Source organism: Eubacterium sp. AF22-8LB, assembly GCF_003458715.1.
Taxonomy (GTDB): domain Bacteria; phylum Bacillota_I; class Bacilli_A; order Erysipelotrichales; family Erysipelotrichaceae; genus Holdemanella.
Genome location: NZ_QRVI01000017.1, coordinates 1 through 26,536 on the forward strand (window position 1 = coordinate 1; position 26,536 = coordinate 26,536).

Annotated in this window: 26 protein-coding genes and 1 other annotated feature; of the genes, 22 read left to right on the top strand and 4 right to left on the bottom strand. The window is 35.8% G+C overall.

The window, feature by feature from the left end:
* The first annotated feature begins 154 nt into the window (after positions 1 to 154).
* Positions 155 to 226, top strand: a sequence feature (ribosomal protein L21 leader region).
* Between the two features lie 30 nt (positions 227 to 256).
* The 10 genes from rplU to DWY01_RS07520 all read left to right on the top strand — a co-directional run bounded on the left by rplU (position 257) and on the right by DWY01_RS07520 (position 9,307).
* A complete protein-coding gene (gene rplU / locus DWY01_RS07475) occupies positions 257 to 559 on the top strand; it encodes a 50S ribosomal protein L21 (protein ID WP_003864193.1) in 303 nt (100 codons plus the stop codon).
* A 2-nt stretch (positions 560 to 561) separates the two neighbouring features.
* Positions 562 to 876: a ribosomal-processing cysteine protease Prp gene (locus DWY01_RS07480; protein WP_117995525.1), complete on the top strand. Its 315-nt coding sequence runs from the start codon at positions 562 to 564 to the stop codon at positions 874 to 876.
* 3 nt (positions 877 to 879) lie between these two features.
* Positions 880 to 1,164, top strand: coding sequence for a 50S ribosomal protein L27 (gene rpmA / locus DWY01_RS07485; RefSeq protein WP_003864191.1), 285 nt, complete (start codon positions 880 to 882; stop codon positions 1,162 to 1,164).
* Between the two features lie 64 nt (positions 1,165 to 1,228).
* On the top strand, positions 1,229 to 2,509 hold the full coding sequence (gene obgE / locus DWY01_RS07490; RefSeq protein WP_117995526.1) for a GTPase ObgE: 1,281 nt from the start codon (positions 1,229 to 1,231) through the stop codon (positions 2,507 to 2,509).
* A gap of 60 nt (positions 2,510 to 2,569) precedes the next feature.
* Entirely contained in the window at positions 2,570 to 3,319 is a 750-nt protein-coding gene (locus DWY01_RS07495; RefSeq protein WP_117995527.1) for an exodeoxyribonuclease III, read from the top strand.
* A 1-nt stretch (position 3,320) separates the two neighbouring features.
* On the top strand, positions 3,321 to 3,899 hold the full coding sequence (ruvA, locus tag DWY01_RS07500) for a Holliday junction branch migration protein RuvA (RefSeq protein WP_117995528.1): 579 nt from the start codon (positions 3,321 to 3,323) through the stop codon (positions 3,897 to 3,899).
* Between the two features lie 5 nt (positions 3,900 to 3,904).
* On the top strand, positions 3,905 to 4,915 hold the full coding sequence (ruvB, locus tag DWY01_RS07505; RefSeq protein WP_117995529.1) for a Holliday junction branch migration DNA helicase RuvB: 1,011 nt from the start codon (positions 3,905 to 3,907) through the stop codon (positions 4,913 to 4,915).
* 40 nt (positions 4,916 to 4,955) lie between these two features.
* Positions 4,956 to 6,509: a DHH family phosphoesterase gene (locus DWY01_RS07510; protein ID WP_117995530.1), complete on the top strand. Its 1,554-nt coding sequence runs from the start codon at positions 4,956 to 4,958 to the stop codon at positions 6,507 to 6,509.
* A 33-nt stretch (positions 6,510 to 6,542) separates the two neighbouring features.
* Positions 6,543 to 7,064, top strand: a complete 522-nt coding sequence (locus DWY01_RS07515) for an adenine phosphoribosyltransferase (RefSeq protein WP_117995531.1) — start codon at positions 6,543 to 6,545, stop codon at positions 7,062 to 7,064.
* A gap of 38 nt (positions 7,065 to 7,102) precedes the next feature.
* Positions 7,103 to 9,307, top strand: coding sequence for a bifunctional (p)ppGpp synthetase/guanosine-3',5'-bis(diphosphate) 3'-pyrophosphohydrolase (locus DWY01_RS07520; RefSeq protein WP_117995532.1), 2,205 nt, complete (start codon positions 7,103 to 7,105; stop codon positions 9,305 to 9,307).
* A gap of 5 nt (positions 9,308 to 9,312) precedes the next feature.
* On the opposite strand, the gene DWY01_RS07525 is transcribed toward DWY01_RS07520, so the two are convergent.
* The gene (locus DWY01_RS07525) at positions 9,313 to 9,855 is read right to left on the bottom strand and encodes a YdcF family protein (RefSeq protein WP_117995533.1); all 543 of its coding nucleotides are present in this window, start codon (positions 9,853 to 9,855) and stop codon (positions 9,313 to 9,315) included.
* Positions 9,845 to 10,858: a nucleotidyltransferase family protein gene (locus tag DWY01_RS07530; RefSeq protein WP_117995534.1), complete on the bottom strand. Its 1,014-nt coding sequence runs from the start codon at positions 10,856 to 10,858 to the stop codon at positions 9,845 to 9,847. Before DWY01_RS07530 ends, DWY01_RS07525 begins: the two co-directional genes overlap by 11 nt.
* Before the next feature lie 87 nt (positions 10,859 to 10,945).
* Here DWY01_RS07530 and DWY01_RS07535 point away from each other — a divergent pair, with 87 nt between their 5' ends.
* The 9 genes from DWY01_RS07535 to DWY01_RS07575 all read left to right on the top strand — a co-directional run bounded on the left by DWY01_RS07535 (position 10,946) and on the right by DWY01_RS07575 (position 20,555).
* Positions 10,946 to 11,455 (top strand): DUF177 domain-containing protein, encoded by a 510-nt coding sequence (locus DWY01_RS07535; protein WP_158553675.1) that lies wholly within the window; start codon positions 10,946 to 10,948, stop codon positions 11,453 to 11,455.
* 11 nt (positions 11,456 to 11,466) lie between these two features.
* Positions 11,467 to 11,637: a 50S ribosomal protein L32 gene (rpmF, locus tag DWY01_RS07540; protein ID WP_003864180.1), complete on the top strand. Its 171-nt coding sequence runs from the start codon at positions 11,467 to 11,469 to the stop codon at positions 11,635 to 11,637.
* A gap of 47 nt (positions 11,638 to 11,684) precedes the next feature.
* A complete protein-coding gene (locus DWY01_RS07545) occupies positions 11,685 to 12,518 on the top strand; it encodes an undecaprenyl-diphosphate phosphatase (RefSeq protein WP_117995536.1) in 834 nt (277 codons plus the stop codon).
* A 120-nt stretch (positions 12,519 to 12,638) separates the two neighbouring features.
* A complete protein-coding gene (gene rny, locus DWY01_RS07550) occupies positions 12,639 to 14,192 on the top strand; it encodes a ribonuclease Y (protein WP_117995537.1) in 1,554 nt (517 codons plus the stop codon).
* 144 nt (positions 14,193 to 14,336) lie between these two features.
* A complete protein-coding gene (locus DWY01_RS07555; RefSeq protein WP_040466055.1) occupies positions 14,337 to 14,510 on the top strand; it encodes a 4Fe-4S binding protein in 174 nt (57 codons plus the stop codon).
* A gap of 63 nt (positions 14,511 to 14,573) precedes the next feature.
* Positions 14,574 to 16,007 carry a tRNA (N6-isopentenyl adenosine(37)-C2)-methylthiotransferase MiaB gene (gene miaB / locus DWY01_RS07560; RefSeq protein ID WP_117995538.1) on the top strand — a complete coding sequence of 478 codons (1,434 nt, stop codon included), beginning with the start codon at positions 14,574 to 14,576 and terminating at the stop codon, positions 16,005 to 16,007.
* Positions 16,008 to 16,044: 37 nt separating this feature from the next.
* A complete protein-coding gene (locus tag DWY01_RS07565) occupies positions 16,045 to 17,736 on the top strand; it encodes a ribonuclease J (protein ID WP_117995539.1) in 1,692 nt (563 codons plus the stop codon).
* A 15-nt stretch (positions 17,737 to 17,751) separates the two neighbouring features.
* Entirely contained in the window at positions 17,752 to 20,100 is a 2,349-nt protein-coding gene (locus DWY01_RS07570) for a DNA translocase FtsK (protein WP_117995540.1), read from the top strand.
* Positions 20,101 to 20,126: 26 nt separating this feature from the next.
* Entirely contained in the window at positions 20,127 to 20,555 is a 429-nt protein-coding gene (locus tag DWY01_RS07575; protein ID WP_117995541.1) for a RidA family protein, read from the top strand.
* Between the two features lie 8 nt (positions 20,556 to 20,563).
* Here DWY01_RS07575 and DWY01_RS07580 read toward each other — a convergent pair whose 3' ends face one another.
* Positions 20,564 to 20,977, bottom strand: coding sequence for a competence protein ComK (locus tag DWY01_RS07580; RefSeq protein WP_158553676.1), 414 nt, complete (start codon positions 20,975 to 20,977; stop codon positions 20,564 to 20,566).
* A gap of 64 nt (positions 20,978 to 21,041) precedes the next feature.
* The gene (plsY, locus tag DWY01_RS07585) at positions 21,042 to 21,656 is read right to left on the bottom strand and encodes a glycerol-3-phosphate 1-O-acyltransferase PlsY (RefSeq protein WP_117995543.1); all 615 of its coding nucleotides are present in this window, start codon (positions 21,654 to 21,656) and stop codon (positions 21,042 to 21,044) included.
* A gap of 97 nt (positions 21,657 to 21,753) precedes the next feature.
* Here plsY and DWY01_RS11535 point away from each other — a divergent pair, with 97 nt between their 5' ends.
* From DWY01_RS11535 to parC, 3 genes are all read left to right on the top strand, one after another.
* Positions 21,754 to 21,891, top strand: coding sequence for a hypothetical protein (locus tag DWY01_RS11535; RefSeq protein ID WP_158553677.1), 138 nt, complete (start codon positions 21,754 to 21,756; stop codon positions 21,889 to 21,891).
* Between the two features lie 245 nt (positions 21,892 to 22,136).
* Positions 22,137 to 24,062 carry a DNA topoisomerase IV subunit B gene (gene parE / locus DWY01_RS07590; protein WP_117995544.1) on the top strand — a complete coding sequence of 642 codons (1,926 nt, stop codon included), beginning with the start codon at positions 22,137 to 22,139 and terminating at the stop codon, positions 24,060 to 24,062.
* Positions 24,059 to 26,536, top strand: coding sequence for a DNA topoisomerase IV subunit A (parC, locus tag DWY01_RS07595; protein ID WP_117995545.1), 2,478 nt, complete (start codon positions 24,059 to 24,061; stop codon positions 26,534 to 26,536). Before parE ends, parC begins: the two co-directional genes overlap by 4 nt.

Genomic DNA, 26,536 nt, shown 5'->3' on the forward strand with positions numbered 1-26,536 from the left:
GCAATATGTATGATTAAGAAAAAAGCAAAAGTGTAATAAGTATCAAGAAACAAATTCCAATTTATCGGTATTAAACATAGAGCCTAAAAAATAGAATTTTATCTTGACGTATTGCATTCCATCCTTTAAAATATCAATGTTGCAAACTCCGTGTATGGACTTGCAACCGCCCAGAAAAGGTTTTAAGTTGAAATCTCACACCTTGATGGCGAGTATCAAGCTAAATGTGAAAAAAGAATGAATAGGAGGTGCACACATGTACGCAATTATCGAAACTGGTGGAAAACAGATCCGTGTTGAAAAGGATGCTGTTATCTTCGTTGAAAAATTAGAAGCTAACGAAGGAGACACAGTTACATTTGACAAAGTATTATACGCTGATGGAAAATTTGGTAAACCATTCGTAGAAGGTGCAAAGGTAACTGGTGTTGTTGAAAAACAAGGCAAAGGAAAGAAAATCACTATCGTGAAATATAAAGCCAAAAAATCTTCAACACGTCGTAAACAAGGACACCGTCAACCTTACACTCGTGTAAAAATTGAAGCTATCGAAGCTTAATTATGATTAAAATTAAAGTTGCTCGAGATGAAAATGGAATTTCGTTGATCTCGATGCATGGACATGCTGAATATGATCAGTATGGAAAAGATATCGTCTGCTCTGCAGCCAGTACCATTATTATTGGTGGTATCAACGCAATCGCACAGCTTGGCTATTTAAGTTTCATTTCTTATAACGTAGTAGCAGGGGATGTTGAATTAAAAATAAACAATACGGAAAGTGCTGAGCTACAAATCATATTGAATACGCTATTGGTTCAGTTTCTAAGTATTGAAGAGGAATATCCTAAATACATACAAGTACAGGAGGTGTAAAAAATGTTATTAAAATTAGACTTACAGTTATTCGCTTCTAAAAAGGGAGTTGGTTCTACAAAGAACGGTCGTGATTCTCATTCAAAACGTTTAGGAGCTAAATTAGCTGATGGACAATCTTGTCACGCTGGAAGCATTATTTATCGTCAACGTGGAACAAAAATTCATCCAGGAACTAACGTAGGACGTGGTGCTGATGATACATTGTTCGCTTTAGTTAACGGTGTTGTTAAATACGAACGTCTTGGTAAAGATAAAAAGAAAGTTTCTGTTTATCCACAAGCTTAACAAGTGTGAAATTTAAGATCCCGTTGCTGGGATCTTTTTTAATGAGAAGGAAAGGAGGGTATATATGTTTGTAGATCAAGTCAAAGTTCATATAAAAGCAGGTAAAGGTGGAGATGGTTTAGTAAGTTTCCGCCATGAAAAATATGTAGCCTACGGCGGACCTTTTGGAGGAGACGGAGGCAATGGGGGCGATGTCATTTTTGAAGCCGATCCAGGAATGACAACACTATTAGATTTACGTTACCATCGTAAGATCATTGCTACTCCAGGTGAAAAAGGTAAAAATAAAAAAATGCATGGAGCTAATGGAGAACATAAAATTGTAAAGGTTCCATTAGGAACGATTGTAAAAAGAGTAGATAATAATCAGGTCTTAGCCGATTTGACAAAACCACATCAGCAACAAGTTGTTGCACATGGAGGTCGTGGAGGTCGTGGAAACTGGCACTTTAGATCAAGTCACAACACAGCTCCAAAATATGCAGAACAAGGTATTTTAGGTGAGGAATTTGACTGTATTGTCGAATTACGTGTTTTGGCTGATGTTGGATTGGTAGGATTTCCAAGTGTTGGAAAATCAACATTTTTAGATGCTGTTAGTAAGGCAAGGCCACAAATTGGAGATTATCCATTTACAACAATTACACCAAACGTTGGAGTTGTACAAACCGGTGATGGTAGAAGCTTTGTTTTAGCTGATCTTCCAGGTTTAATTGAAGGCGCAAGTGATGGAAAAGGTTTAGGGCATCAATTCTTACGTCATATTGAGAGATGTCGTGTTATTATTCATGTTATCGATATGGGTGCTGAAGATGGAAGAGATCCATTGAAGGATTACGAAGTTATCAACAACGAATTAAAATCATACCAGATTCGTTTGTTGGAAAGACCACAAATTGTTGTTGCGAACAAGATGGATATGGAAAATGCTGAAGAAAATGTTCGTCGCTTTAAAGAAAAATATCCAGACATTCCAGTTTATGAAACAACCACAATTATTCATGAGGGTCTAGATCCAGTACTAAGAAAAGCAGCTGATCTTCTTGCGACAACACCAGTATTCCCAATTACGGAAGATACAGGTGAAACAGGTGTTATGTATACATTTGAAGAGAAGAAGAAAGACATCATTATTGAAAAAGAAGATGATGGTGTATGGAATGTTTCAGGTCCTAGACTTGAACGTGTATTTGACATCAATAAGTTAAATACAGAAGAAGACTTCTATTTATTTGCCAATAAGATGCGTTATCTTGGAATTGATACAGCCCTAAGAGAAGCTGGATGTCAAGATGGAGATACAGTACGTTTATTAGGTTTTGAATTTGAATTTATTGAAAACTAAGGTTACACATTGTGTAGCCTTTTCTTATGGTGTGGTATAATGCATTTGAGGTGTTTTTTTATGAAATGTATTTCGTGGAATGTGAATGGCATTCGTGCCGTTTTAAAAAAGGATTTTGTGGAAATTCTTTATGCCTTGGATGCAGATATATTTTGTATTCAGGAAACAAAGGCACAGCCAGACCAAATCGAAGTGGATTGTGAGTTGTATCCCTACCAATATATAAATAGTGCGCAAAAGAAAGGCTATAGTGGAACGATGATCTTCTGTAAAGAAGAACCTATTTCGGTTCGTTATGGCATGGGTATAGAAGAGCATGATACAGAAGGAAGAGTGATTACTTTAGAGTATCCCAATTATTATGTTGTGACTGTATATACACCAAATTCAGGTGATGGTTTAAAACGTTTAGACTATCGTATGAAATGGGATGAAGCTTTTAGTGCTTATTTAAAATTATTAGATAAACCTGTTATGGCTTGTGGAGACTTTAATGTGGCCAATGAAGAAATTGACATTAAGAATCCAAAGACCAATCATAAAAATGCGGGGTTTACGGATGAAGAAAGAGATAGCTTTAAAAAGCATCTGTTAACAGATTTTATGGATACATATCGTACTTTATATCCAGAAAAAGTCGAATATTCCTGGTGGAGTTATCGCTTTAAGGCTCGAGAAAAAAACGCAGGATGGAGAATCGATTATTGGTTGGTGTCACCAGAATTAAAGGATAAAATTGTGGACGCCAAGATTCTTACAGATATTTATGGTTCGGATCATTGTCCTGTTGAATTAGAGATTGAGGTGTAAAATGATTGCGTTTGTGAATGGAATTGTAAAAATTATTCGAAGTGATCGCGTCGTACTTGATGTGCATGGCGTAGGCTATGAAGTCTATCTAGCCAATGCGCTTAGCCAAAAAAAAGATGAAGAATTATTTCTATATACCTATCAACATGTTCGTGAGGATGCCATTTTATTATTTGGTTTTCTAAAGGAAGAGGACTATGAAGTTTTTATGCGCTTGATCAATGTAAAGGGGATTGGTCCTAAAACAGCCCAAACAATGTTATCGGTATGTTCAGGAAAAGAAATGATAGAAGCCATTGAAAATGATGATATTAAGAGGTTAAAGTCTTTGCCAGGTATAGGTGCTAAAACAGCCGGACAAATTGTTTTGGATTTAAAAGGCAAGTTTGTGTCATTGGAAACAAGTGAGTCTTCAACTTCCAATCCTGTATGGACACAGGTACAGGATGCACTTGTATCTTTGGGATATAAGTCGAGTCAACTAACAAAAATTAAAAATGAATTAGAAAATACAGAATTGCAGGAAGATGAAATGCTAAGACAAGCGTTGGTCTTACTTGCAAAAAGAAATGGAGTATAAGATAAATGCCTAGAGAAGTAGATGGAAATCTTCAGGAGGCCGATAGCTTTGAAAAGACGTTGCGTCCGCAAAGCTTAAGTGAATATATTGGTCAGTCTGAGTTGAAAGAAAATCTAAATGTGTTTATTCATGCGGCAAGATCAAGAAATGAAGCCTTGGATCACGTTTTATTCTATGGTCCTCCAGGACTTGGAAAAACGACTTTGGCTTATATTCTTGCCAATGAGATGCATGGGAATTTAAAGACGGCAAGTGGTCCTTCAATTGAAAAAAGTGGTGATCTTGCGGCTATCTTAACAACATTAGAAGCTGGAGATGTGTTGTTTATTGATGAGATTCATCGCTTGCCAAAGCAAGTAGAAGAAGTTTTATATCCAGCTATGGAGGATTATTGTTTAGATATTGTGGTAGGCAAGGATTCAGCTACTGTACACAATATTCGTATTAATTTACCTCCATTTACACTTGTTGGTGCTACAACACGTGCCGGTGATTTAAGTGCTCCTTTAAGAGATCGTTTTGGGATTATTTCACAGTTGGAATATTACAATTTAGAAGATTTAGAAAAAATTGTTTATCGTACAAGCTGCGTCATGGATACCAAAATTGAAAAGGATGCTGTTCGAGAAATTGCCCTTCGATCACGTGGGACACCGCGTATTGCGAATCGTTTATTCCGTCGTGTAAGAGATTTTGCCCAAGTATACAATGATGGAATTGTTTCAACAGAAATTGCTCAAACAGCTTTAGATCGTTTGCGCGTCGATCATCTGGGCTTGGATGCGGTCGACCATAAATACCTAAAAGGAATTATTGAAAGATTTAAAGGGGGACCTGTTGGACTAGAGGCGATTGCTTCTAGCATTGGTGAAGAGCCAATGACACTTGAAGATGTATATGAGCCTTATTTATTGCAGATAGGTTTTATCAATCGTACACCTAGAGGAAGAATTGTGACTCCTAAGGCATATGAGCATCTTCAGATCCCATACCAGAAGGATTTGTTCACAGATTAAGTTTCTGTGAACATTTTTATTATGTGGTATAATTGTTAACATGAAACAAATGACAGAATTAACAAGAAAAGTATTAGAATATTTAGAACCCGATCAAACAAAATGGGAATATTGGACGAGTAAACAGAAATTAAATCCTGTTTCTAAAGCAAATTGCATGGAGAGTTTTAAAGCGCGTATTTTAAAAGCGGTTGATCATCAGGAAAAAGTGATTGTAGCTGGTGATTATGATTGTGATGGAATTACAGCCACAACAATCATGGTTTCAGGTCTAAAATCTTTAGGTCTTGATTGTGGATTTTATATTCCAGATCGAATTAAAGAAGGATATGGATTGAGTGAAGCAACAGTTAGCTTAGCACATAAAAAAGCGTATTCATTGATTATTACTGTAGATAATGGTGTTAAGAGTAAACAAGCCTTAGCCTTGGCGAAAGAATTATCTATGGACGTGATTGTAACAGATCATCATACGATGGATGAAGAAGTCAATTGTGATATTGTTGTGCACCCTACAATGATGGAATCTTGCTTTTCTACCTTATGTGGAGCAGGTATTGCCTATGAATGTATGCGTGTATTAGGGGTGGATAATGATTATTTGTTGCAGCTTGCAGGTTTGGCTAGTATTTCAGATATGATGATAGTGAAGGGGCAAACACGTGCCTTAATTCAAAATGCACTACGTTTGATGAATCAAACACATGAAAAGCATATTTTTTCTTTGGCTACAGATCGTGAATTAAATGAGACAAGTGTAGGCTTTCAAGTGGTGCCAAAACTGAATGCGATTGGTCGCTTGAGTAATCTTGCCAATGCGAATAATGTTGTGCGTTATTTTTTAGCGCAGGATGATGAAAGTATTTTTGCGCTATCTTCACAGATTACACAAATCAATACGATGCGTAAACAATTGTCGGATCAAATGCAAAAAAAGGCATATTCAAAGTGTAACATCAATGATGATATTTTTGTGATTGAAGATACAAGCTTCCATGAAGGGATTATTGGTTTAGTTGCGGGATCTTTATGTTCTCAGTTTAATAAGCCTTGCATAGTTTTAGCTAAAAATGAACAGGGATATAAGGCGAGTATGCGAAGTCCAGAAGGCTTTAATTGTATGGATTTTTTAGGCCCGTATGAGCATTTTGTTGTGTTTGGAGGACATGAAAATGCAGCAGGCTTTTCTTTGAATTTAAATGAATTTGATTTGTTTGAAAAGTTCGTGCATCAGCGTATTCATGAATACACATATGAAGCTAAAAAGAAAAACACATTAGTGATCGATGATGAAGAATTAAGTTTGGAAACAATTCAGTCTTTAGATACACTACGTCCCTTTGGACCTGGATTTGTGTTTCCTAGTTTTGAAATCGTGCATCCTAAAATAAAGAATTTATATGACTTTCAAAATCATAAGCATCGCAAATATACCTTAGAATCAGGCTTGCAGTGTATCCGCTTTAACCAAAGTGATATAGAATATAAAAAAAGCGTAAATGCAATCTATTCTTTTATTGGAACGGTTCAAATCAATCAGTATCAAGGGCGTAAACAGGTGAATTTTGTGATTGATGAGATTGTATATGCGTAGTAAAATTAAACTAATTAGAAAGAGGTTTTTTGTATGGATTTAAAAGATTATATTGAAAGTATTCCGGGATTTCCGAAAGAAGGGATTATTTTCAGAGATGTAACACCGATTCTACAAAATGCGAAGGCTATGCGTTATTGTGTGGATCAATTAAATGCGTTTGTGAAGGAAGTAGGGGCCGATATTATTGTTGCTCCTGAAGCAAGAGGCTTTTTATTTGGGGTTCCTGTAGCTTTGGAAAGTGGAATTGGTTTTATTCCAGTTAGAAAGCCAGGAAAGCTTCCTCGTGAAACAGTAAATGAAAGCTATGATTTAGAATATGGGCAGGATGAATTGTGTGTGCATGCAGATGCTATCTTACCTGGGCAAAAAGTAGTAATCGTTGATGATTTATTGGCAACAGGAGGAACAGTGGAAGCTATCATTAAAATGGTAGAGCGTATGCAGGCAAGTGTTACAGGTGTGGCATTTGTGATTGAATTAGATGATTTAAAAGGAAAAGAAAAGTTTAAGAATATTCCAGTTTGTTCACTAACACATTATGAAGGTGAATAACTAGTTTAATAATTTTTAGGAAGGGGGGCGCCTTGATTATGAGCCAGAAAAAACAAGTTACATTCGAAGAATGTATGGAGAATGTAAAGACATACATAAAGCGTCCAGAAAATATTGAGTTGATTCAAAAGGCATATGATTTTGCCTATGAACACCATAAGGGACAATTTCGTAAAAGTGGAGAGCCTTATGTCATTCATGTAATCCAAGTTGCGAATACATTAGCCGAGATGCATTGTGGTCCTAAAACCATTGCGGCAGGCCTTTTACATGATACAGTAGAGGATTGTGAAGGTGTTACAACGGAAACAATCACAGAATTGTTTGGTGAAGAGATTGCGACACTTGTGGATGCAGTAACGAAGATTGGCGCTATTAAGTTCAAGGACGAAGAAGAGTATTTGGCAAGTAATCATCGTAAATTATTCATTGCGATGGCCAAAGACATTCGTGTTATATTGATTAAATTGGCGGACCGTCTTCACAATATGCGTACTTTACAGTATATGCGTCCAGAAAAGCAGAAAAAGATTGCACGTGAAACTTTAAGCGTGTATGCGCCAATTGCGCATCGTTTGGGTATTAGTGAAATCAAAAATGAATTAGAAGATCTATCTTTTAAATATTTGGACTACAAAAAGTATGAAGAAATCAAAGGCCTTGTTAAGCAGCGTGAAAGCGATCGTAATGAACAGGTCCAAGAAATGATTTCGGATATCGAAGCAATTTTAAAGGAATATAATATTCAATATCGTATTTTTGGCCGTTCAAAGCATTTTTATAGTATCTATAAAAAGATGATAACGAAAAACAAGCGTTTTGAAGAAATTTTAGACTTACTAGCGATTCGTATCATTACCGATTCTGTTGTGCATTGTTATGAAATTTTAGGCTATATTCATGCGAAGTATAGACCAATTCCAGGTCGTTTTAAAGACTATATTGCGATGCCAAAGGCAAATATGTATCAGTCTTTGCATACGACGATTGTAGAGCCTGGGCATGGAAATATTTTTGAGATCCAGATTCGTACAGAAGAAATGGATGCGATTGCTGAACGTGGTGTTGCGGCTCACTGGAAATATAAAGAGAATCGTAACTATACGCCTGAATATGAACAAAAGGAAATTGAAGATAAGCTTTCATGGTTTAGAGATTTCTCTATGATGACCGATGAAGAAAGTGAAGATCCATTGGAATATATGGATGTTCTTCAAAAGGACATTTTTGAAGCCAACGTATATTGTTTAACACCAAGAGGAAAGGTAATTGCGTTGCCTTCTGGTTCTTGTCCGATTGATTTCGCATATCGAATTCATACGGAAGTTGGAAATAAAACAGTAGGAGCAAAAGTCAATGGGGCTATTGTTCCTTTGAATACACCTTTAAAGACAGGTGACGTTGTCGATATCTTGACAAATAATAATTCGGTGGGGCCTAGTGCGGACTGGATTAAAATTGTTAAGAGTGGACATGCTCGTAATAAGATTCGTGCTTTCCTTCAAAAACAAGAGCAACAATCTCGTAAAGATAGTATTAGATTAGGTCAGTCGATGCTTGAGGATGAATTTAGGCGTTTAAAATTAGATTCAAAATTGATGGAGACAAAACGGTTGGAATCTATCTTAACATCACTATCATTTAAGACGGTAGATGACCTTTATGTAGGAATTGCGATGAAGCGTGTTTCATTGCAGTCTATTGTGGATCGTTTGGTTAAAAACCGTTCGAATTTGTTAGAAGATCAGGAAATTATGAAAATCTACAATAAGCAGCCAACTCATCAAGCTAAGCATTCAAGTTGTGGTGTTATTGTTCCTGGTGTTGACACAATTGCGGTTTCATTGGCCAATTGTTGCCGTCCGATTCCTGGAGATCCAATCATTGGATATATTTCTAAGGGACAGGGTGTGAAGGTGCATCGTGCGGATTGTCCAAATATTATAAATGAGAAAAAGCGTTTGATTCCTGTTCAATGGGAAGAAGGCCTTGATGAAAAACAATATGAAGTTAATTTGATCATTCATAGTGACGATCGTAATTACTTATTGAGTGATATTGTTACGACATTGCAGCAATGTAATGTATATTTGAAGCATGTAGATTCTGCGGTAGATGATGGTAATTTAGAGGCGACTACAAAATTGACGGTGTCGGTTAAGAATGCGGCGCATCTACAAAATCTAATTTCGAATTTAAAAAAGGTACGAAGTGTCAATGAAGTCATTCGTACCATTCAGTAGGAGAGTTAATACTTTCCTACTTTTTTTAATAACTCAATTTTTATATAAATCAAACGAGATCCAATCTCACGAACAATATGTTTGGGTTTATGATCTTTATACCAAACACAACCATAATCATCAAAGAATTGTCTTGCGATGGCACAAGCTCTTTTGGCATGAGTTTGTGAGGTTAAGATAACAACATCTTGTTTTTGAATATATTCCTTTGAAAATTTAAAGTTTTCAAAAGTATTACGCGCATTGGCTTCTAGGATGGTTGGAATATATATTTGTTTTTGAATATAGTCATGCATTACTTGAGCTTCTACATATTCATTTTTAACATTTGAACCCGAAATGATCAAGGTATCGTATAAGCCTTTTTTATATGTGTCGATAGCTAAATGGCATCGTTTGATTTGACTTGAAGACATCGTTCCATCATTGTGAGCCGGACATCCAAGTAATAATGCATATGTATAGTGTTTCTTTCTTTTTGGGATAAAGGGAAAGAAATAGATGTATATACTTGCAAGGATGATTAGAATGCATAAACTAACGATCATAATAAATCACCTTTCTAGCTTTAAATGTATTGAAACAAAGATACTGACACTTTAATTCAATATCTTGAAGAAATTCAGGAAGCTCTTTAAATTTTGTGATGACTTGTTTATCTTTAAGGAAAGCTTGTCCAACTGAATCAAAACCAGAGACGATGACTTCTTTGAAATGATTGTTTTCCTTCATCTGTTCTTTTGTGATTTGTAGCAATATAAACATACAAGTTCTTTGAATACGCGCACGCGTATATGTTTTTGAAATAGAAGCAGAAAGAAAACTATCCCAATCTGTATATTTTTTGGCATTTTCCTTTAAGCGATATTCAATTCCTTCATTCACAAGAAAGAATGTGGATAGAACATGAACATCAGTTAGGATTAAATATTTTCTTAAATAAGTATAATAATGTTGCCACGATTGATTTTCTAAGAAATATTTATCGTTAAATTGGGAAAGACCATTAAAATAATCTATACGTGTTTGCGTAGCACTTTTAAAGGTTTCATTTCTTGAAATACAGATGGATTCAATATGATGTTTCTCACATTGCTTAATATATTGAATTCCCAAAATGTCATTTGGACGAATCAAATCGTTGGCATAAAGATTTTGATTCATACTAAGGGAAGGATCCTTTTTGATTTGTTCCATTTTTAAAGATAATTGTTTAAGCTTTTGAATATCATTGGTTTCAGAACCAAAGCAAATCTGGTCGATTTGTATTTCATTTAGTGATTCTATGGCATATTTGGCAAAGTAATCAGCGCCTTGTGCTGCATAACAAGGTGGCAATTCAATGACGAGATTGCATCCGGCTTCTAGGGCAAGTTTGGTTTTATCTTCCATACGCATTAGGCTAGGCAGGCCTCTTTGGGTGAAATGATTGGAAACAATCGCAATTAAACAATCACATTGTGTTAATTCTTTCGTTTTTTTGATATGATATAGGTGTCCTTGGTGAAAAGGATTGTATTCTGTAATAATTCCACATGTTTTCATATTCATTATGATAACAAAATCTTTTTCTCGTGGAAATATTGACTTTATGAATTACTTTTATTATAATATCAAATGCGACATGAGGTGAAGATCGTGAAATTTAATAGAAAAGACTTCTTAAATGCAAAAAACCATATTATTAATATTGATGAGTGGATTGCGGTTGAAGAAAACGATCTGCTTCATCATACTTCTGTCAAGTCTATTCCAGATGTACATGTTACGGGTACATTAGAGTTTGACGGAATGAATTTCGTATCGAGTGATTTGAAAATGGATGGAACAATGATTGTTCTTGATTCGATTACAGATGAAGATATCGATTTTCCATTTGAAGCGGAGTCGCAGCAAACGTATTCTTTTGTTCCGGTACAGGATGCAGAAGATCAGGAAATTATCGTGGTGAAAAAAGATACAATCGATATTAACCCAGAGATTTTCCAGGCGATATTATATGAGGCTCCAATGAGTATCACTCGTTTACCTCGTGATCAATATCCAAAGGGAGATGGTTGGCAGCTTTTATCTGATCAGGATAAGGAAGAGCCAAAGATTGATCCACGGTGGGAAAAGTTAAATGATTTCAAACTGGATGATGACTAGGAGGTGCAAGCATGGCAGTTCAACAGAGAAGAAATTCAAAAACACGTAAAGCAAAACGTAGAACACATTACAAATTGGTGAAACCAGCGTTGACTCGTTGTCCAAATTGTGGTGAATATAAACTTGCTCACAAGATGTGCTCTTGTGGCGAATACAACGGCAAACAAATCGTTGAGAAGTAAAAATGTAGCCAGGATTTCCTGGCTTTTTCTGTAGTATGGAGGATAATATGATCGAAATTTTAAAATCGATAATATATGGTATTGTTGAAGGAATTACCGAATGGCTTCCTGTTAGTTCAACAGGTCATATGATCTTATTAGAAGAAATTATGCCAATGAATGTATCTAAATCATTCTGGTCTATGTTTCTTGTCGTGATTCAGCTAGGTGCAATTCTAGCCGTTGTATTGTTGTATTGGAATAAGATATTTCCATTTAAGAAAACGCGAGAAGGTAAATGTGTTTCAGTAAAATCGATTTGGGTCTTATGGTCAAAAATATTAGTGGCTACCATTCCTGCTGCTGTTATTGGCTTGGCTTTGGATGATTGGATCGATGAACACTTGTATAATGGCTTCGTGGTTGCGATTATGTTGATTTTAGTGGGTGTGGCATTTATTTATGTAGAAAATCGCAATAAAGATATGCGTCCAACTGTAAATAGCTTATCTGCTTTATCTTATAAAGATGCATTGATTATTGGCTTATTCCAAGTAATTGCAGCTGTGCTTCCAGGAACTTCAAGATCTGGTGCAACTATTATTGGAGGCTTGTTGATTGGAGTAAGTCGTGCCGTAGCAGCTGAATTTACTTTCTTTTTGGCTATTCCAGTAATGTTTGGAGCAAGTCTTTTGAAACTTGTGAAATTTGGCTTTGCGTTTAGCTTTTTAGAATTCTTTATTCTAATTATAGGTATGCTTGTGGCATTGGTTGTGTCTATTTTTGTGATTCGCTTCTTGATGTCATACATTAAAAAACATGATTTCAAAGTATTTGGCTGGTATCGTATCGTATTAGGTGTCATTGTTTTGATTTTCTTTGCGATTCGTGCTTTATTCTAAAGGTGTTTGTTTAAGCAAACATCTTTTATTTTAGCTTTTGAGTTAATAGACTTTATAGCTGATTTCGTGTATAATATTTTTGGTTTTACCTAGAACAAAGGACGAAAAGGAGGAAATAGTATGGATGTACTATGGATCGTTTTGTCTGGTGTCGCAGGTCTTGCGCTTGGAACTGGCTGTATGGTCGGAATTTCAAAAGCAGGTTTAAATAAGAATCAGCAAAAAGCAGAACAAATTTTAAAGGAAGCTCAAAATGAAGCGGAATCTCGCGTAAAACAAGCTGTGTTAGACGGAAAGACACAAGCACACGATTTACGTGTTGAAGCTGAAAAAGAGATTAAAGAACGTAAACAAGAATCAATGGAATTAGAGAACAAGTTATTGCGTAGAGAAGATAACTTGAATTTTCGTGATGAAGCGTTAAATCAAAAAGAGCGTCAGATTAATGAAAAAATGAAAAGTGTTGCTGACAAACTGTCATCATTAGACGAAAAAGAAAAGAAACTACAAGAAGAAATTGATAAACAGGTTGTGGTTTTAGAAAATGTTGCCAAAATGTCGAGTCAGGCAGCAAGAGATGAATTGTTCGCAATTGTCGAAAAGAAAATGGAACATGAAACAATTGCATATATCAAGGATAAAGAAGATGAGGCAAAGGCTACTGCCAATGAAAAGGCACAAAATATTATTGCCTTAGCTATTGAGCGTATGTCTCAACAGGAAACACAAGAAAAAACCGTAAGTGTTGTTTCTTTACCTGGTGAAGAAATGAAGGGACGTATCATTGGTCGTGAGGGACGTAACATTCGTTGTTTCGAACAGGCGACAGGGGTTGAATTAAATATCGATGATACACCAGATTTAATTACAATCACATGTTTTAATCCAGTGCGTCGTGAAGTGGCTCGCTTAGCTTTGGAACATTTAATTCGTGATGGAAGAATTCAACCAGGACGTATTGAAGAAGTTGTTAAGAAGTACCAGAATGAAATTGATCAGGAAATCATGAAGGCTGGGGAAGAAGCAATTTTCAAATTGGGTATTGGTCGTATCGATCGTGAAATCGTAAAATTGATTGGTACATTAAAATATCGTTATTCTTATGGTCAAAACGCATTACAGCACTCTATGGAGGTTGCTTATATTGCGGGTTGTATGGCTGCTGAATTAGGATTGAATCAGCAAATTGCCAAACGTGCAGGTTTATTGCATGACATTGGTAAAGCCTTAAATATTGAACAGCAAGATGGATCTCACGTAGAATTGGGTTACAAGTTCTGTAAGAAGCATGGTGAAAAGGAAATCGTATTGAATGCGATCCACTCACACCATGGGGATGTAGAACCTAAGTTCTTGACAAGTCATTTGGTAATCGCAGCCGATACAATTAGTGCTGCAAGACCAGGAGCACGTAAGGAAAGTGCTCAGGCCTATATCAACCGTCTTGAAAACTTAGAAAAGATTGCGAATGGTTTTGAAGGTGTAGCGAACGCATTTGCGATTCAAGCAGGGCGTGAAATTCGTGTTTTAGTAAATCCAGAACATGTAGATGATTTGACTTGTGTTAAATTAGCTCGTGATATTCGTGATAAGATTGAATCTGAATTGACATATCCAGGTCAAATTAAAGTTAATGTTATTCGTGAGACACGTGCCCAGGAATACGCAAAATAAAAATGTCGGGCTTTAGTCCCGACTTCAATTTTTTAAGTATGGTAAATGAATTACGGTAAGCCTCCACTTACTAAACTGTCTTGATTCACTTCTAGGTTATAGTTATAATTTGAGTATAAATTATTAAACAAGGAGGAAATGACAATGGCAGTAAATATCGATAAAGATGCTTGCATCGGATGTGGTGCTTGTGTAGGAGGATGTCCAGTTGGAGCTCTTTCATTAGATGATGAAGGAAAATCAGTTTGTGACGAAGGAACTTGCATCGACTGTGGTTCTTGCGTAGGAACTTGCCCTGTTGGAGCAATCAACCAGTAATTCTATTAAAGAATGTTTGCCAAGCTTAATGCTTGGCAATTTTTTTTGGAAAGAGAGGTCAATATGAAACAAAAACCAGGATGGGTATTACCCGATTTAAAAGAAGCACAAAAGCGTACGACAAATACAATTGATCGTGTTGATACATTTACAATTCCTGAAGCAGCTCGTATGATGGGAAGAGGTAAAAAGTATTTTATTTCGACTTATGGTTGCCAGGCGAATGAACGTGATAGCGAAACAATTGCCGGTATTTTGGATGAATGTGGATTTACACCAAATAAAATGGCAGAAGGCAGTGATGTCATTATCATCAATACTTGTGCAATTCGACAAAATGCTGAAGAAAAAGTATTAGGTGAAATTGGAAACTTTAAACGTTTATATCGTGAAAATAAAGAATTAGTGATTGGTGTCTGCGGATGTATGGCACAAGAGGAAGGCTTAGTTGAAACATTATTGACAAAATACCCTCAGGTACGTTTATTGTTTGGTACGCATAATATTCAAGATCTTCCAGGTATGTTATATAGTTGTATGTTTGAAGGTAAGAAGGTTGTAAAAATCTATTCGAAAGAAGGAGAGGTTTACGAAAACTTACCAGTTCATCGTTTTGGAACATTTAAGGCTTGGGTCAACATTATGTATGGCTGCGATAAATTCTGTACATATTGTATTGTCCCTTATACTCGTGGTAAGCAGCGTTCTCGTAAAATGTCTGAAATCTTAAAAGAGGTTCAACAATTAAAAGAGGAAGGCTATAAAGAAATCACATTATTAGGACAAAACGTAAATGCGTATGGAAAAGATATGGATAATGAGCAGGATTTTGCCACATTATTAGAAGAGGTCGCAAAGATTGGAATTCCTCGTGTTCGTTTTACAACAAGCCATCCTTGGGATTTCACAGAAGAAATGATTGATATTATTGCCAAATATGACAATATCATGCCATTCATTCACTTGCCTTTACAATCGGGAGATGATGATGTACTTAAATTAATGGGTCGTCGTTATACAAAAGAATCATACTTAGCTTTATATGACAAGATTGTGAATACGATTCCAAACGTTTCTGTTTCTACAGATATTATTGTTGGTTTCCCAAATGAAACAGATGAACAGTTTGAACACACTCTAGATGTAGTTCGTTATTGTAAATACGACAATGCCTTTACGTTTATTTTCTCAGCAAGACCTGGTACACCAGCCAGTCGTATGAAAGACTCTATTGATATGGAGACAAAGAGAAAACGTTTAGCAAAATTAAATAAAACATGGAATGATTTTGCATTAGAAAAGAATAAAGCTTATGTAGGACGTACCGTTACTGTATTGGTGGATGGCTTAAGTAAGAAGAATGAAAAAGTATATTCTGGATATACAGACACCCAAAAATTAGTTAATTTTAAAGGTGAAAATATTCATCCTGGAGATTTTGTAGAAGTCGAAATCACAGATGCGAAAAGTTTCTCTTTAGATGGCGTTGCGGTGTGATATAATTAAAAAAATAATACTATTAAAAGGAGATAATATGAAAGAAGAAAAAATTCCTTCATTGACAGAAAAGATTCGCATTTTTGCCCTTGGCGGATTGGATGAAGATGGAAAAAATTTATTCTGTGTGGAGGTCGATCAATCAATCTATGTGATTGAAGCGGGAATTAAGTTCCCAGATAATAAAGAATCATTAGGAATTGAATTTATTATTCAGGATTTTACATATTTAGTTGAAAATAAAGACCGTGTTGCCGCTATTTTTATTACCCATGGTCATGATGATGTTATGGGTGCTTTACCTTACTTATTAAAACAAGTCCCTTGTGATGTATATACAGCTCCGCTTGCCGTAAAAGAAGTACAGAAAATGATTCGTCAGGAACATATTTCGGGAGTTCGTGTGCATTCAGTAAAAAGAAATGAAAAAAAGCGTATTGGAAAAAGAAGAATTGTTTTCTTCCCAATTACCCATGCATATCCTGGAACGTTTGGTCTAGCTATTCAAACGGATCAAGGTTATATTGTGTATTCAGGTGAATTTATTGAAGATTATGATGATTTAGATGATGCGTATAGAGCTGATTTTACAACTATTTCTGAAATTGGAAATGAAGGTGTATTGGCTTTATTACAAGAAAGTAAGGGAGCAGAGAGAAGTGGCCATACTTCGCCAAATCATCGTATTGCACCTAAGCTTTTGCAGGTACTAGAAACACATGAACAAAAGCGAGTATTTGTGAGTGTATATAACCAAAGTGTATATCGTATTCAAGAAATCATTGATTGTTGTATGGCAAGTCATCGTAAAATGGTTTTCTATTCAAAAGAATTGCGTGAGCTTGTTGAAAGATTGAAAGATATTGGATATGAGGTCGATCCAACTCTAGTTGTAGATCCTCAAGATTTTGATAATTCCATGAAAGATGTAGTTGTTATCATTTCAGGACAAGGTAAATCATTATTCAAAACCATCAACAACATTGCCAATAATGAATTGGATTCTATTGACTTTGATCAAGATGATGTCATTGTTGTGGCAAGTCCAGTTGTGCCTGGAGTTGAAAATGAATTTAAGAGCATGGAAAATGACATGTATAAAAAAGAGGGTGAAATCATTGTCTTAGACAAGAATGTTTTAAGTATGCACCCTAGTAAAGAAGATTTAAAGATGATGATTTTCCTTACAAAGCCAAAGTACTATATTCCAATCAAAGGTGAATATCGTTTACTACATATGAACTCACAGATTGCCGTGGAAATGGGATATGATCCAAGTCGTATCATTATCTTAGATAATGGTCAGGTGGCTACTTTTGAGAATCGTAAATTAGTTTCTTGTTCAATGGAGCTTGAGCTACATGAAACAATGATTGATGGAAAAGAAAACTGGGATATGGCCGGTGTTGTATTAAAGGATCGTGAAACCTTAAGTACAGATGGTGTAATGATTTTGGCAATTGGTATCAATGCCAAGACAAAAAAGATCATTAATGGTCCAGATGTACAAAGTCGTGGATTGATCTACTTGCGTGATGCAGAATACATTACGGGTGATGTTGCCAAAATTATGGAGGATACAATCAACGAGGCGGTTGAGAATAAAACGTATGATAATTTAGAGACGCGTAATTTGATCCGTGATAAGGTTTCTAAGTATCTTTATAAACAAACCGCAAAGAGACCGATGATTTTACCGGTTATTCTCGAAATAAACTTAAATAAGTAGAAAGTGGGGTAGAGTATGGCTAAAGCCAGAAAAAAAACAACACGAAGAAAATCTACGAAAAAGAAAACACAAACGTCTTGGTTGCACTCAAACTTGTTTCGTTTGTGTTTCCTTATTTGTATGATATTTATTAGTTTTATAGCACTGTTTAAGCTCGGTGTTGTAGGCTCTTTCTTACATAATTTCTTTGCGTTTTTATTTGGTATCTTGACCAACATACTTTTTGTCGTTGCGATTGGAGTGAGTGGGCTTAAGATTTTTAATAAGGATCAACTTCCTATCCGTAAAAGATACCTTTTTGGAGCTATTTTCTTATTGATGGCATTGTGTCTAGGGGCCTCTGTTATCGAATTTAAGCCTGAACCAGGAAGCTTTGGATTAAGCTATGTTATGCAACATGCCAAAAACATTATCATTGATGGAATGCCAAGTATGTCAGGGTTATTGGGAGCCTTATTATTTTGTTTGTTTCAATCTCTATTTGATTATTCAGGTACATATATCATGATTTTATTGTTGGTTGTACTTGGAATCTTAATGTTTGGATATGAGAAGATCATGGGCTTTGAAAGAAAGCCAAGGAAACAAATGAAGAGTGTGCCTGTTAAGGAAAAACCAGTGTCTATTGATCGTCAAAGCTTTATTTTTGAAGATGAAGATACAAATGAATCGAGCTTTCAAATTATTAATGCAGATCCTGTGAAACCAGCACAAATGGATTCGAGCGTGGAAGAGGAAAAAGAAGAGGATGAGCCTTTAATTATTGGGGATTTAGAACCAAGAAAACCTAGCTTTATGATGGATGTGGATGAAGAACCAAAGGAAAAAGTGGTTGAGAAAAAAGAAGTACCAGTTGTAAATGAGGGGATTGTTGAAAAGGCAGAACCCAAACGATATATTCTCGATGAAAATACAGACTTTAAAAACTATAAGCTTCCTAAGTTGAATGTTTTATCAGACATTGAACGTAAATCAAGATCCAATGTGAATGTCACAACCGCAAAGGAAAAGGGCGAAAAGCTAATTGAAATCTTACATGAGTTTGGTGTAGAGGCAAAGCTTGTTCAAATTCATATTGGTCCAAGTGTTACAAAGTTTGAAATCAAGCCAGAACTAGGTGTGCGTGTTAATAAAATCAGCAACCTTCAAAATGATATTAAGATGGGATTGGCGGCCAAGGATATTCGTATTGAAGCACCGATTCCAGGTAAGGCGAGTGTAGGAATTGAAATTCCAAATGTGGAAAAGACAACAGTGCAGATGAAGGATTTGATGCGTACGATTCCAGATTCTATGAAGGATAAAAAATTATTATTCTGCCTGGGTAAAGATTTGATGGGCAATAATGTTTATGGTGAATTAAATCGTATGCCACACTTATTGATTGCAGGTGCTACGGGTAGTGGTAAATCGGTATGTGTGAATGCGATTATTTCATCGATTTTGATGCGAACAAAGCCAGACGAAGTTAAATTGGTTTTGATTGATCCTAAAAAGGTTGAGTTTACACCTTATAATGATGTACCACATTTATTATCTCCAGTTATTACGGATGGAGATTTAGCAAATAAGGCATTGAAGGTCATTGTGGAAATGATGGATCGTCGCTATGATTTGTTTGGCGATTTAGGTGTGCGTAATATTACAGCTTATAATGAGTATGTTAAAACGCATGAGGACGAGCATTTAAAGGTGTTGCCTCGTATTGTGATTATTATTGATGAGTTGGCCGACTTGATGTTGGTGGCAGCTAAAGAGGTAGAGGCAAGTATTCAAAGAATTACACAGTTAGCACGTGCAGCGGGTATTCATTTGATTGTCGCAACCCAAAGACCAAGTGTCGATGTCATTACGGGTGTTATTAAGGCCAATATTCCAAGTCGTATTGCTTTTGCGGTATCTCAGGCCGTTGATTCTAGAACGATTCTAGATCAAGCTGGAGCTGAAAGATTGCTTGGAAATGGGGATATGTTGTATTTGCCAAATGGTGAAACGAGTCCAAAACGCATTCAAGGTGTATTTATTCAGGATGAAGAGGTTAACCATATTTGTGAATATGTGAAGTCACAGGCTATGCCTAAGTATGATGATGCCTTTATCCAATTAAAGGATTTACAAAATCAAGGTAATGAAGCAGGTAATGTGACAGCGGATCCTCTATATGAAGAGGTCAAGCGTTTTGTGATTGGATCAAGAAAGGCAAGTACTTCTTTGATACAAAGAAAATTCTCTGTCGGGTATTCAAGAGCGGCTCGATTAATGGATGTTTTGGAGGCCAATGGCATTATTGGACCTGCAAGAGGTAGTAAACCACGTGAAATTTTAGTGCAAAATACTTTAGAAGATGGTACAGATTCTATATAATAGAATAAGAAAGGAATTAAAACACTATGAATATATTTTTAAAATCAGCAGGAAAACAAGAGGGAGCACCATGTGTTTCAAATATGGTTCAATTAGGTGACTTCTTTTATTTAAGTGGGCAAACAGGCCTTGGAGAAAGCATTCAGGAACAAACAATTACAGCAATTAATAAGGTGATTGATGTATTATCAAACTATGGCTTACAGCTTCACCATGTTGTAAAATTCACTGTATATTTAAAGGATATCAATGATAAGGATGCGTTCTTGGCAACTTTTAAAAACTTTGTGGATGAACCATTCCCAGCTTGTACAATCGTAGAAGTATCAAATTTGGCAGATAATGCCACAGTATGCATTGAAGGTTTAGGCGTAAATACACTTCGTCATGAAGAACAGATGCAACAATCAAGCTGCTCACATGATTGCTCATCATGTGGTGGAGGATGTCACTAATACACCAGTTAGACTGGTGTATTTTTTTTAATGTATCGAAATATTTGTTGCAAGGAATGCTGAATTCTTTTGGGATGTGTACAATCTAGATAAGTTCCATCCTTAAATAGAATGCGACAAAAGGAATCATAATAGGAAACGTGTTGGATATTCGCATAGTTGATCCATAGACAATTTGGATCTTTTTTTGACTTGTTTGGAAAATAAATTTCCTGCTTTGGAACAGAAACAATGATTGGAATAAACTTTTTAACTTTCATTTGATACATGAAGGCCTCTTGTCTTCCTTTTAGACTGGCTCCATTCATTAAGCATTTTTCATTGAAGTATGCGTTTATACTCATACTGTTATGGTATTTCTTTTCATTTTCTTTTACTATGCATACTTGACTGGTTTTAAATTCATAATATAAGTAGTTCATAGTATTAATGATACGGGTTCTATGTGAAAAAGACATAAAAAAAAGAAAGTTTCTTAAAAACTTTCTATAACCACGAGATTGTATTTTCTGTTCCAGACTTAATTTTTTCAATGTTTGTGCGATGTCTGTAAATAACTAGAATTGTCATTAACCAGCTTGCGACAATAACACAGATGTTTTCAACATTTGCACCAAACATAAGAGCTGTGATGTATAGGCTGCTGGCAATAGCTGCACACATACTTGCTAATGATACATATTTAAAGATGTATAATACGATGATAAACATACCGAATGGGACAAGTAAGTAGCTTGCATCTTGGAATAGGAAGATGCTTGTAGAAAATAAGAAGCCAAACATTGTACTTACAGCTTTTCCACCGTGGAATTTCGCAAAGATTGGATAACAATGTCCTACACAACATGCAAGTCCTGTCCAGATACCCGCAACTTTAGAGACTTGTGTCGCAATCGCAATGGCCAAGACAACCTTTAATACATCAAACAAGATAACGGAAATACCAGCTTTTTTTCCTAGAACTCTTCCAGCATTTGTTCCACCTAAATTTCCTGAGCCATATTGGCGTATGTCTGTATGATAGAAAACTTTACCAATAATCAATGCGAAGGGTAAAGATCCTAATAAGTAACCTAATAAAATACATAGAATAGTTTTCATTTCTTCCACCTCGAAACTTATTTTAGCAGTTTTGATCTACTTAGTCGAGAATTGGATGAAAAAATTAATGATTTGACATAAATGATGTGGATATAAAATGTATGTCGAAAAAGTGGATATTGGAAGTGTTAATTTCAGTAAGAAAACAATACATCATATTGAAACTCTTTTTGAAGAATTTGGATACAATCAAGTATTTGGCAGAGAAGATGTCATGGATCTTGTTGGATTATAGCGTTTAGCTGTATCTAAATACTAACTAAATTGTTAGAAGTAGACATAATTGAACCTGTCGCAGGACATGGAAAGGAAAGTATGGGTTTGAGAAAAGGGTATGCAAAACATCTTTTTAATTTTAATAAATTGACATATATGATGTGGATATAAGAAGTATATTCAATGGTAGATTTAACAGGAATTTATGTGCACTTTTTTTGATTTGTTGATATAATAAAAATTACGTTGGAAAGTAGGGATAGTATGCCAAAACAACAATATAATGAAAATAGTATCGTTATTTTAGAGGGTTTGGATGCCGTTAGAAAGCGTCCAGGTATGTATATAGGATCTACGGATTCAAAGGGTCTGCATCACCTTGTTTGGGAAATTGTAGACAATGCGATTGATGAAGCCTTAAATGGATATGGTAATGAAATTGCGATCACATTAGAAAAAGATGGCAGCGTCACTGTAGAAGATCATGGGCGTGGAATGCCTGTTGGAAAGCATAAATCGGGAGTGAGCACACTTCAAGTTATCTTTACCATTCTGCATGCAGGTGGAAAATTTACTAGTCATGGAGGCTATACAAGTGCTGGAGGATTACATGGTGTAGGTGCCAGTGTTGTAAATGCACTTTGTACATGGTGTAAGGTGACCGTTCATGATGGGAAAAATATATGGAGTATGACATTTGAAGATGGGGGAAGTAAGATTGGAAAGCTTGAAAAAGTAGGAAAGACCAATCGTACAGGAAGTACTGTTTCTTTTAAACCGGATCCATCTATTTTTAAATCGGTTCATTTCTCTTATTCAACCATTTGTGAACGAGCACAGGAGGATGCCTTTTTATTAAAAGGGTTAAAAATGATTGTGCGTGATAAACGTAAGGAAGAAAGAGAAGTGATCTATCAATATGAAGATGGATTAAAGGCTTTTATTGAAGAAGTGAATCAAGATCATACGCCAATGCACGATTCAATTAGCTTCAGAGGAGAAAGTAATCAAATTGTAGTGGAGGGATGCTTCCAATATACAGATGAGTATCAGGAAAATATTTTTTCTTTCACAAATATGGTTCGTACTCGTGATGGAGGTTCACATGAAACAGGAGCGAAACAAGCCTTCACAAAAGTCTTCAATGAATATGCTCGTAAAAATGGGTTCTTAAAGGAAAAAGATAAAGGCTTTGATGGAAATGATGTTAGAGAAGGATTAACACTTGTCATCAATTTAACGATTCCTGAAGATTATCTTCAATTTGAGGGTCAGACAAAAGAAAAGTTGGGGACACCAGAGGCGAAACCGGCTACGGAAACGGTTGTATCAGAAAATCTTCGTTATTTCTTAGAGGAGAATAAAGAAATCGCAAATGCCTTAGTTCGAAAAATCATTAAGGCAGCGCAAGCACGTAATGCAGCTCGTAAAGCTCGTGCGGATATTCGTAATGGAAAGGGCAAGAACCGTTCAGAAAGAGTTTTATCTGGAAAGCTTGCATCTGCACAAAGTAAGGATGCTAGAAGAAAAGAGTTATACTTAGTCGAAGGGGATTCTGCCGGTGGTTCTGCAAAGCAGGGACGTGATTCTAAATATCAGGCGATTTTGCCTTTGCGTGGTAAAGTATTAAATACAGAAAAGGCAAGTCTTGAAGCTATTGAAAAGAATGAAGAATTAAATACTATTATTCATGCTTTAGGAGCCGGAGTAGGTGCTAATTTTACGGCAGAGGATTCTAACTATTATAAGGTTATTATTATGACCGATGCCGATGATGATGGGGCACACATTCAAAATTTATTATTAACATTCTTCTATCGTTATATGCGCGATTTAATTACACATGAAATGTTGTATATTGCGCTTCCACCACTTTATCGTATTGCGAAAGGTGGAAAAGAATATTATTTATATACGAATGAAGAATTAGATGAGAAAAAAGCTGAATTGAAGAATGGCTATACCATTACTCGATATAAAGGTCTTGGTGAAATGAATGCCACACAGCTATGGGATACGACAATGAATCCTGAATCAAGAACATTACTTTGTGTGACGATTGAAAATGCGATGATGGCAGAAAAACGTGTAACAGAGTTAATGGGTGACAAAGCGGAGCTTCGTCGTAATTGGATCGAAGATAATGTCGTGTTTACATTAGAGGATGATTATAAGGAGGTAAGTGCGTGAAAGAAAAAGAAGTAAAACATAATGTTTTAAAGAATTCTTTAGAAGATATCATGGCAGATCGTTTTGCCAGATATTCAAAATATATTATTCAAGAACGTGCTTTACCAGACGCAAGAGATGGTTTAAAGCCTGTTCAAAGACGTATCTTGTATGCGATGTATGAAGATGGGAATACATACAATAAGCCCTATCATAAATCCGCAAAGACAGTCGGTAATGTAATTGGTAACTATCACCCTCATGGAGATAGCTCAGTATATGATGCGATGGTTCGTATGTCGCAAAACTGGAAAATTACCAACCCATTGATTGATATGCAAGGAAATAATGGGTCTATTGATGATGATCCAGCGGCTGCGATGCGTTATACGGAAGCACGTCTTGCCAAAATCAGTGATTTTTTATTACAGGATATTGATAAAGATACAGTGGAATGGGCACCTAACTTCTCAGATGAAAAAATGGAGCCAACCGTATTACCTGCTCGATTTCCAAACTTGTTAGTGAATGGAATTACAGGTATTGCCGCTGGATATGCCACAAATATTCCACCACATAATTTAAATGAAGTTATTCAAGCTAGTATTTATCGTATATCCCATCCAGACTGCAGCTTAGAAGAATTGATGCAGTTTGTCAAAGGACCCGACTTTCCTACAGGCGGTATTGTCATGGGTCTTGATGGAATTAAACAAGCGTTTCAAACAGGACGCGGACGTATCTTGATTCGTTCAAAGGTCGAGGTTGTCCCTACTCGTACAATTAAACAAATTGTGATTCATGAGATTCCTTATGAGGTAATCAAATCGAATCTTGTAAAGAAAATTGATGAGATTCGCTTAAATAAAAAAATTGATGGTATTTTAGATGTTCGTGATGAAAGTGATCGTACAGGACTTAGAATTGTCGTGGATCTTAAAAAAGATAGTAATGATGAACAAATATTAAATTACTTGTATAAGAATACGGATTTACAAGTTTCATATAACTACAATGTCATTGCGATTGTAAATAAGGCACCCGTACAGATGTCTTTGGCAATGATGCTTGATGCATTTATTGTCCATAGAGAAGATGTTGTCATTCGTAGAAGTAAGTATGATTTGGCAGCAAAAAAAGATCGAGCACACATATTAGAGGGCTTAATCAAAGCTGTAAGTGTTATGGATGAAATTATTCAAATCATTCGTAAGTCGAAGGATAAGTCACATGCCAAAAAGAATTTGATTGAGCGCTTTGGCTTTACAGAAAAGCAGGCAGAGGCCATTGTAGTGATGCGTTTGTATCGTTTAACGAATACAGATGTGAAAGAACTAAAAGCTGAATTTAAGCAGCTTCAAAGTGATATTGCCGAATTAGAAAAAATTATTTCAGATAAGTGCGAGCTTCATAAGGTCATGGTTGAAGAATTAGAAAAGGTCAATGAAGAATTTGATACTCCTCGACTTTCAGATATTGTACATGAAGTTAAGGAAATTGTTATTGATGAAAAAGCTATGATTTCAAAAGAAGAATGTATGATTACTGTGACTCGTGATGGTTATATTAAACGTGTATCAATGCGTAGCTTTAATGCTTCAAATGATGCGATGACACAACGAAAGGACACGGATTCATTGATTTGTTACGGAGCTAGTCATACTTTACAGACACTATTGTTCTTCACAAATCGAGGTACATATGGATATATTCCGGTATATCAGATTGAAGAGGCTAAATGGAAGGATCTAGGTAGTCATATTTCGAATTATATCAAGATGGATTCAAGTGAAAAAATCATCGCAGCTTACGTATTGGATTCCTTTAAATCAGGAGTTCATGTTGTAAGTGCTAGTCGCCATGGCATGATCAAACGAACAGATTTAAAAGAGTTTGAAGTGAGTCGTTCGAATAAAACCATGGTATGCATGAAAATTGGGGCTATGGACGAAATGATTTGTGCAACCCTATCTTATAAGCCAGATGATCAGGTTATTTTAGTAACGGAACAAGGTTATGGATTGATGTATCCGGTAGAACAAATTCCTTTGGTTTCAAATAAATCAAAAGGTGTAAAGGCCACAAACTTATCCAAGGATGATGGTGTAGCTTCTATTTGTATCAATAAAAATCGTGATGAGCAAGTTCTTATTTCTACAACTACATTATCTTTGAAACGTATGAAACAGATTGAAATTGCTTCATTAAATCGTCCTGCTAAGGGAAATCGTGTTTGTAAGCTTGTAAAGTCTAATCCAAATACGATATTGAATGTTCAAATGGTAGATCTAAATTCGCAGTGTGAAGTCTATACAGATGAGATTTTACGTTTTGAAGCGAAAGAAATCAGTTTAATGAATGCACAATCTACATTCTCTTCGCCATTTGGCAAGGTTGATCGTTTTGAATGGATTTCACCACTAGAAAATGTGGAAGATGGTTTCTGGGTAAAACAAGATGATTTTGAGCAACCATCTTTGTTCGATAAGGATTAA